This window comes from Pseudomonas sp. Irchel 3H9 (assembly GCF_900187495.1).
GTDB classification, from domain to species: Bacteria; Pseudomonadota; Gammaproteobacteria; order Pseudomonadales; family Pseudomonadaceae; genus Aquipseudomonas; species Aquipseudomonas sivasensis.
Genome location: NZ_FYDK01000006.1, coordinates 278,211 through 286,931, shown reverse-complemented (window position 1 = coordinate 286,931; position 8,721 = coordinate 278,211). Strand labels below are relative to the sequence as shown.

Annotated in this window: 1 protein-coding gene; it reads right to left on the bottom strand. The window is 63.6% G+C overall.

Translation table 11 applies throughout. The features are described from left to right. On the bottom strand, window positions 1-8,697 hold an 8,697-nt coding region (locus CKW32_RS21805; protein WP_160016656.1), incomplete at its 3' end, for a non-ribosomal peptide synthetase. Window positions 8,698-8,721: the final 24 nt, after the last annotated feature.

Here is an 8,721-nt window from a genome sequence, read left to right as displayed (position 1 = left end):
CCCGGCGTTCGGCAGCTTGGCGAACACCTGTTGTTGGGCGTCCACCGGCAAGGCTTCGCCGCTGCAGATGATGCGTGTCAGGCGGGTGCACTGGGCGACCTGTTCGTCCAGCAGGAACACCTGCAGCATCGACGGCACGAAGTGCAGGGTCGTGACCTGGTAACGCTGAATCAGGCTGATCAGGATGGCCGGGTCGCGATGATCGCCAGGCCCGGCAACGGCCAAACGGGCGCCAGTCATCAGCGGCCAGAAGAACTCCCACACCGACACGTCGAAGCTGAACGGGGTCTTTTGCAGCACCGTGTCGTCGGCGGTCAACCCATAGGCCTGTTGCATCCAGCACAGCCGGTTGGTCAGGGCCGAATGCCGGTTGCCGGCGCCTTTGGGCTTGCCGGTGGAACCTGAGGTGTAGATGACGTAGGCCAGGTTTTCGCCGTCAACGGCGACCTCCGGGTTGGTGTCGGCATAAGCGCTGACGTCCAGTTGATCGAGGGTCAGCACCGGCAGCGCAGTCGGAATCGGCAACTGCGTGAGCAGGTGCTGCTGGGTCAACAGCAGGCCAATGCCGCTGTCTTCGATCATGTAGCTGAGGCGGTCCTGCGGGTATTCCGGGTCCAGCGGCACATAGGCGCCGCCGGCCTTGAGCACGGCGAGCAGGCCGATGACCATCTCCAGGCTACGCTCGGTGGCGATACCCACCAGTGCATCGGGGCCGACGCCCAGTTCCATCAGCTTGTGGGCGAGCTGGTTGGCGCGCTGGTTGAGCTGGTGATAGCTCAGCTGTTGATCGCCGAACACCAGCGCCGTGGCATTGGGTGTGGCCGCCACTTGGGCTTCGATCAGTTGCTGGACGCTGTGGTGCAGCGGGTAGCGGGTGGCGGTGGCGTTCCATGCGCTGACAATGTGCTGCTGCTCGGCGTGGTCGAGCATCGCCAAATCTGCAACTCGCTGTTGTGGGTCGCCAATCAGGCTGTGCAGCAGCTGTTGCCAATGCCGCCCAAGGCGCTCGATGGTGGTGGCGTTGAACAGGTCGGTGGCGTAGGTCAGGGTCGCGCTCAAGCCTTCGGCCGATTCGCTGGTGCTGAGGGTCAGGTCAAATTGCGAGGTGCTGCCTTCCCAGTCCAATCCCTCGACCTGCAACGCCGAAGGCAGTGACGGACGTTCGGTGGCGCTGGGTTTGTCGGCACTCTGGTGGTTGAACATCACCTGGAAGAGCGGGTTGTGGCTGAGGCTGCGTTCCGGTTGCAAGGCCTCCACCAATTGTTCGAATGGCAGGTCCTGATGCGCCTGGGCATCCAGTGCATGTTGCTTGACCTGTTGCAGCAGAGCCTCGACCCGCAGGTGCGAGCTGAACTCGGCTTTCATGACTTGGGTGTTCACGAAGAAGCCAATCAGCCCCTCGGTTTCGACCCGGTTGCGGTTAGCAATCGGCACACCGACGCGGATATCGTTTTGGCCGCTGTAGCGGTGCAACAGGGTCTGGAAAGACGCCAGCAACAGCATGAACGGCGTCACGCCAACGCGATGGGCAAAGGCGTGCACGGCATCGCCCAGGCCAGGCGCCAGGGTGATTGACAGGTGGGCACCTCGGTAGCTTTGTTCCGCCGGGCGCGGGCGATCCGTCGGCAACTCCAATACGCTGTGTTCACCGGCCAACTGGCCGGTCCAGTACGCCAGTTGACGTTCGCGCTCGCCGGCTTGCATCCATTGCCGTTGCCAGGCGGCATAGTCGGCGTACTGGATGGGCAACGGCGCCAGTGCGTGAGGCTGTCCAGACTGGGCGGCGCCGTACAGGCTGATCAGTTCCTCCACCATCAACTGCACCGACCAGCCATCGGAAACGATGTGGTGCTGGGTCAGTACCAGTACATGTTCATCGTCCGCCAGGCGCAGGAGCCTGACCCGCAGCAGCGGGCCGTTTTGGAGGTCGAACAGTTGCCGGGTTTCGTGCTCCACAAAGGCCTTGATCGTGGCGTCGTCCGGCGTGCCGTTCAGCGTCTCGACCACCAACGCCAGCGGTGCCTGGTCGGCGATGATTTGGCGGGGGTGTTCGTTGTCCACCACGAAGGTGGTGCGCAGTGCTTCGTGACGCGCGATCAGTTGATTGAACGCGTGCTCCAGCGCCGCGACATCCAGCGTGCCCTTGAGGCGCAGGGCGGCCGGCAGGTGGTACGCGGCGCTGTGCGGGTCCAATTGCCAGAGGAACCACTGGCGCTCCTGTGCGTAGGACAGGGGCAGCGATTGAGTGCGTTCGACGGGCACCAATGGCAGCTCATGCTGCCGCGCGCGACCGTCCAGGCCGGCGACGAAATCCCCGAGCACGCTGCGTTCGAACAAGCTGCGCAGAGCGACATCCAGCCCCAGGGCCTGACGCACCCTGGAGATGATCTGGGTTGCCAGCAACGAATGGCCGCCCAGTGCGAAGAAGTCATCCGTGAGGCCCACCTGCTCAAGGTTGAGCACGCTTTGCCAGATTCCGGCGACCTGGATTTCCAGGGCCGTTCGCGGCGCCACATAGTGGTTTTGCTGTTGGCTGGCATCCGGCTTGGGCAGCGCTTTACGGTCCAGCTTGCCGTTCGGGCTCAGGGGCAATACATCAAGGAACATCAGGAAGCCCGGGACCATGTAGTCCGGCAGCACGGCTGCCAGCGCGGCTTTGATCGACTGACGCAGCTCTGCGTGCGGCACGGCCGTGGCCTCGGGCACCACATAACCCACCAACTGCAAACCGCTGGCGGCCGGTTGGGCGAGGACGATGGCGTCTCGCACCATGTCGTGCTCCAGCAGTCGGGCTTCGATTTCGCCCAACTCGATACGGAACCCGCGAATCTTCACCTGATGGTCGATCCGGCCGACGTACTCGATCACCCCGTCGGGGGTGTAGCGCGCAAGGTCGCCGGTGCGGTACAAGCGGCCGCCACTTTGGCTGAACGGGTCGGGCATGAAGCGCTCGGCCGTCAGGTCCGGGCGATTGAAATAACCCCGCGCCAGCAACTCGCCGCCGATCACCAGTTCGCCCACCACGCCAATCGGCGCCGGGGCACCGCTGTCGTCCAGCAGGTAAATGCTGCGTCCGGCCAGGACCTTGCCGATGGGCATGGTCAAGGGCGTGGGGCGTGCGCCGGTTACATAGTCGGTGCAATCAAGGGCCGTGACCGTCACCGTGGCTTCAGTCGGGCCGTAGGTGTTGAGTAATTTGACGTGGCCAAGGCCGGCCTGGCTCCACGCGGCGAGGCCTTCTGGCGGCATGGCTTCACCACCGGCGTGCACTTGCTTGAGGCGCCCGTAATCCCGTGGGCCAGCCGCGGCAAAATCCTTGGCCAGCAGGTTCCAGTAGGCCGTGGTGAGGTCGACCACGCTGATCTGGTGCTTGATCAGGGCGTGGTAGAAGGTCTCGGTGTCCCAGATTTCGGTGCCGCGCAGCACCACCGACGCGCCGCAGATCAGGGCCGGGTACAGCTGCTCGACGAAACCGTCGAAGTTGAAGGTGGAAAACTGCAGGATGCGGTCGCCGCCATTGAGATTGAAGAACCCCAACGACACGTAGGCATGGCGAGTCAGCGAGGACTGGTTGATGCCCACGCCTTTTGGCCGGCCCGTGGAGCCGGAGGTGAACATCACATACGCAAGGTTATCGGCATGGGCACGATTGACCAGGTTGCTGTCGTCCAGATCGACCCAGGCTTGGTTCTGGTCCAGGCACAGGTGCGCCACCTCGGCAGGAATCGTCAGGCGTTCGCGCAAGTGGCTCTGGGTCAGCATCAGTTGCGTGCCGCTGTCTTCGATCATGCACAGCAACCGATCCTGCGGGTATTCAGGGTCCAGGGGCACGTAGGCGCCACCGGCCTTGAGCACCGCCAGCAAGCCGATGATCATGTCCAGGCCGCGCTCCACGGCAATCCCCACCAGCACGTCGGGCCCGACGCCCAGGCTCACCAGATGGCGAGCCAGGCGATTGGCCTGGGCGTTGAGTTCGGCGTAACTCAACTGGCGGTCTTCGAAGAGCAAGGCCGGGGCTGATGGTTGCTTCGCCACTTGGGCTTCAAACAGCTGATGGACCCGTTGTTCACTTGGGTAATCGAGGGTGGCACTGCTCCAGTCATGGAGCATCAGGTGCCGTTCTTCACGCCCAAGCATGTCCAGTTCACCCAGGCGTTGCTGCGGGTTACGGACGATGGCCTGCAACAGGTTTTGCCAATGCCCGGCCAGGCGCTGGACGGTTGAGGCTTCAAACAGGTCGATCGCATAGGTGAGGGTGGCCAGCAGATCGTCGGCGGACTCGGTGGTGTCCAGCGAGAGGTCAAACTGGGTGCTGGGCAGCGTGCCTTCCAAGACTTCAAGGCTCAGGCCGGGCAGGCTGACGCTGTTTTGCGGCTGCACGCTGGCATGGTTGTACATCACCTGGAACAGCGGGCTGTGGCTGAGGCTGCGCTCCGGTTGCAGGGCTTCCACCAGTTGCTCAAAGGGCAGGTCCTGGTGAGCCTGGGCTTGCAAGGCGTGGTGTTTGACCTGTTGCAGCACGTCGACAAACCGCGCCTGGCCGTTGAGCTCTGCGCGCAGCACCTGGGTGTTGACGAAAAACCCGATCAGCCCTTCGGTTTCCACGCGGTTGCGGTTGGCAATCGGCACACCGACACGGATGTCGGTTTGCCCGCTGTAGCGATGCAACAGGGTTTGGAACGAGGCCAGCAACAGCATGAACAACGTCACGCCTTGCTGCTGGGCCAATTGCTTGAGCGACTGATTCAGCTCGTGGCCCAGCGCCAGTTCCAATTGGGCGCCGCGGTAGCTTTGCTCCGACGGCCGGGTGTGGTCGGCGGGCAGTTCCAATACCGTCTGCTCGCCACCCAACTGTTCGGTCCAGTAGGCCAGTTGGCGCTCGCGCTCTCCGGCCTCCATCCACTGGCGCTGCCACACGCCATAGTCGGCGTACTGGACGGGCAGGTCAGGCAGGCTGACCGGTTGCTGCTGGCTGAAACCGGCGTACAGGGCAATCAGCTCCTGGATCATCACGTTGATCGACCAGCCATCGGAGACAATATGGTGCTGGGTGAGGATCAGGACGTGATCGTCATCCGCCAGTTTCAGCAGTTTGACCCGCAGCAGCGGGCCATGCTGCAAGTCGAACAGCTGCTGGATTTCGTGTTCAACACACGCCTGGATCGCCTGCTCGTCTGCGCCCAGCCGTGACTCGACGGTGATCGCCAGCGGAGCGTGGGCGGCGATCCGTTGGACGGTACGCTCGCCGTCCTGGGTGAACGAGGTGCGCAGGCTTTCATGGCGCTCGATCAGGTGGTCAAAGCTGCGCTGCAGTGCCTGGGTGTCCAGATGGCCGCGCAGGCGCAGGGCCGCCGGGATGTGATACGCGGTGCTTTGAGGGTCCAGTTGCCAGAGGAACCACTGGCGTTCCTGGGCGTAAGACAGGCGCAGCGGCTGGTCGCGTGCGACCCGGACCAAGGGCGGCTCGTGGCGGACCGGTTCCTGCGCCAAGGTGGCGACGAACGCCTGCAAGGTGCTGCATTCGAACAGGCTGCGCAGGGGCACATCGGTGTTCAGGGCATGACGCACACGGGAGACGACCTGGGTAGCCAACAATGAATGTCCGCCCAGCTCAAAGAAATCATCGTGAAGGCCGACGGCTTCACGCTTGAGCACGTCTTGCCAGATGGCGGCAATCTGCTGTTCCAGCGGGCTCTGCGGCGCCACGTAGGCTTTTTGCAGCAGGTTTGCATCGGGTTTCGGCAGAGCCTTGCGGTCCAGTTTGCCGTTGGGGCTCAGGGGCAGTTGATCGAGGAAGATCAACTGGGCCGGCACCATGTAGTCGGGCAAGTGTTCGCTCAGGCGGTGTTTGATGTCGCTGCGCAGGTCAGCGGCGTCACGGGCTTGAGCGGGCACAGCGTAGGCGACTAACTGCCCGTCAGCCGCAATCACCACCGCTTCGCGCACGCAGTCCAATTCCATCAGGCGGGTTTCGATTTCCCCCAGTTCAATGCGCAGGCCACGGATTTTTACCTGGTGGTCGATACGGCCACGGTATTCGATCACGCCGTCGGGGCGGTAGCTGGCCAGGTCGCCGGTGCGGTACAGGCGTTGGCCATCACCGAACGGGCTGGTCATGAAGCGTTCGGCGGTGAGGGCAGGGCGGCGGTGGTAACCGCGCGCCAGGCCTTCGCCGCCCAGGTACAACTCGCCGATGACGCCGGCCGGCACCGGTTGCAGCTCGGCATCGAGGATGTAGGTGGTGAGGTTGGCGATCGGTTGGCCAATCGGCACGCTGGCCTTGCCTTCTTCGCGGCAGGTCCAGTGGGTTACGTCGATGGCGGCTTCGGTAGGGCCGTAGAGGTTGAACAACCCGGCGTTCGGCAGCTTGGCGAACACCTGTTGTTGGGCGTCCACCGGCAAGGCTTCGCCGCTGCAGATGATGCGTGTCAGGCGGGTGCACTGGGCGACCTGTTCGTCCAGCAGGAACACCTGCAGCATCGACGGCACAAAGTGCAGGGTCGTGACGTGGTAACGCTGAATCAGGCTGATCAGGATGGCCGGGTCGCGATGATCGCCAGGCCCGGCAACGGCCAAGCGGGCGCCGGTCATCAGCGGCCAGAAGAACTCCCACACCGACACGTCGAAGCTGAACGGGGTCTTTTGCAGCACGGTATCGTCGGCGGTCAACCCATAGGCCTGTTGCATCCAGCACAGCCGGTTGGTCAGGGCCGAATGCCGGTTGCCGGCGCCTTTGGGCTTGCCGGTGGAACCTGAGGTGTAGATGACGTAGGCCAGGTTTTCGCCGTCAACGGCGACTTCTGGGTTGGTGTCGGCATAAGCGCTGACGTCCAGTTGATCGAGGGTCAGCACCGGCAGCGCAGCCGGAATCGGCAACTGCGTGAGCAGATGCTGCTGTGTCAACAGCAGGCCAATGCCGCTGTCCTCGATCATGTAGCTGAGGCGGTCCTGCGGGTATTCCGGGTCCAGCGGCACATAGGCGCCGCCGGCCTTGAGCACGGCGAGCAGGCCGATGACCATCTCCAGGCTACGCTCGGTGGCGATACCCACCAGTGCATCGGGGCCGACGCCCAGTTCCATCAGCTTGTGGGCGAGTTGGTTGGCGCGCTGGTTGAGCTGGTGATAGCTCAGCTGCTGGTTGCCGAACACCAGCGCCGTGGCATTGGGTGTGGCCGCCACTTGGGCTTCGATCAGTTGCTGGACGCTGTGGTGCAGCGGGTAGTGGGTGGCGGTGGCGTTCCATGCGCTGACCATCTGATGTTGCTCGGCGTGGTCGAGCATCGGCAGTTCGGCCAGTCGCCGCTGCGGCCCGTCAACGAGGCTTTGCAGCAAGCGCAGCCAGTGCTGTCCCAGGCGCTCAATCGTCGCCGCGCCGAACAGTGCCGTGCTGTACTCGATACTCGCCGTGATCTGTTGTGGCGTGTAGTCCACGTCCATCGACAGGTCGAACTTGGCCTCATGTTGCGCCACCGGCAGGAACGCCAGGCTCAGCTCACCCAGCGTCAGAGCGGCCGGTTGATCCTGGCTCACCCGCCAGTTGAACAGGGTCTGGAACAACGGGTTGGCCTGAGTGCTGCGTTGCAGCTGCAAGCGCTCGATGATCAGTTCAATCGGGTAGTCGGCATGTTCCATCGCCGCCCGCGATTGCTGGCGCAGCGCTTGGAGAAACTCGCCTGTGGTCAGGTCGTCGGTGAGTTGCGTGCGATAGATCTGGCTGCTGACGAAGAACCCCACCAGGTCCTGGGTCTCGCTCTGATTACGGCTGGCATTCGGCACGCCAACGGTGAAATCCTGCTGGCCGCTGTAGCGACTGAGCAGCAGTTGCCAGGTGCCCAGCAGCACGATAAACGGCGTCAGGTCCTGTTGCTGGCAGAAGCTGTGCAACTGTTGGCTCAGGGCTGTGGGCACTGACAGTTGAAGATTGCCGGCACGGTGTTGTTGTTCGGCATTGCGGGGGAACTCGGTAGGCAGGTCCAGCGTGGGAATCTCCCGTCCCAGGTAACCCGCCCAATAGTCGGCGGCCCGCTGTTGTGCCGGCGTGTTCGGGTACTCCTCGCGCTGCCAGCGGGCGTAGTCGGCGTACTGGATCGCAGGTCGCGCCAGCGGCGTGGTGTCGCCCTGGCAGGCGCGTTGGTAAGCCTGGATCAGGTCGTGCATCAGGATCGGGTTGGACCAGGCGTCCGAGACGATGTGGTGCATGTTCAACAGCAGGATATGCTCGTCGCGCTCAAGGGTGATCAGGGTGGCGCGAATCAGTGGGGCGCGCCCCAGGTCAAACGGTGCACCGGCCTCGGCGGCCAGGCGCTCAGTCACGGCGGTGCTACGGGCGTGCGGTGCCAGGCCTGAGAGGTCCTCTTCGCGCACGTGGATGCGGGCTTGCGGGTCAAGCACTTGCCGGGGTTCATCATCGACGGTCTGGAACGCGGTTTTCAGCACGTCGTGCCGGTCGATGATCTGCTGCAAGGCCGCGGCGAGCGCCGATGTATCCAGCGGCCCGCGCAGGTGCAGCGCGTTAGGCAGGTTGTAGGCGCTGCTGTCGGGCGAGAGTTGTTGCAGGAACCACAGGCGTTGTTGGGCGAAGGACAGGGGAGTGGGGCCGCGATGGGTGGAAGCCTTGATGGAATGCTCTGAACCGACGTCGTCGGCCATCAACAAAGCCAGCAAGTCGTCGTCGGGGAGTTGATTCAGTGGGTTCATGTTTGGTCTCGTCGCCATCGGCTG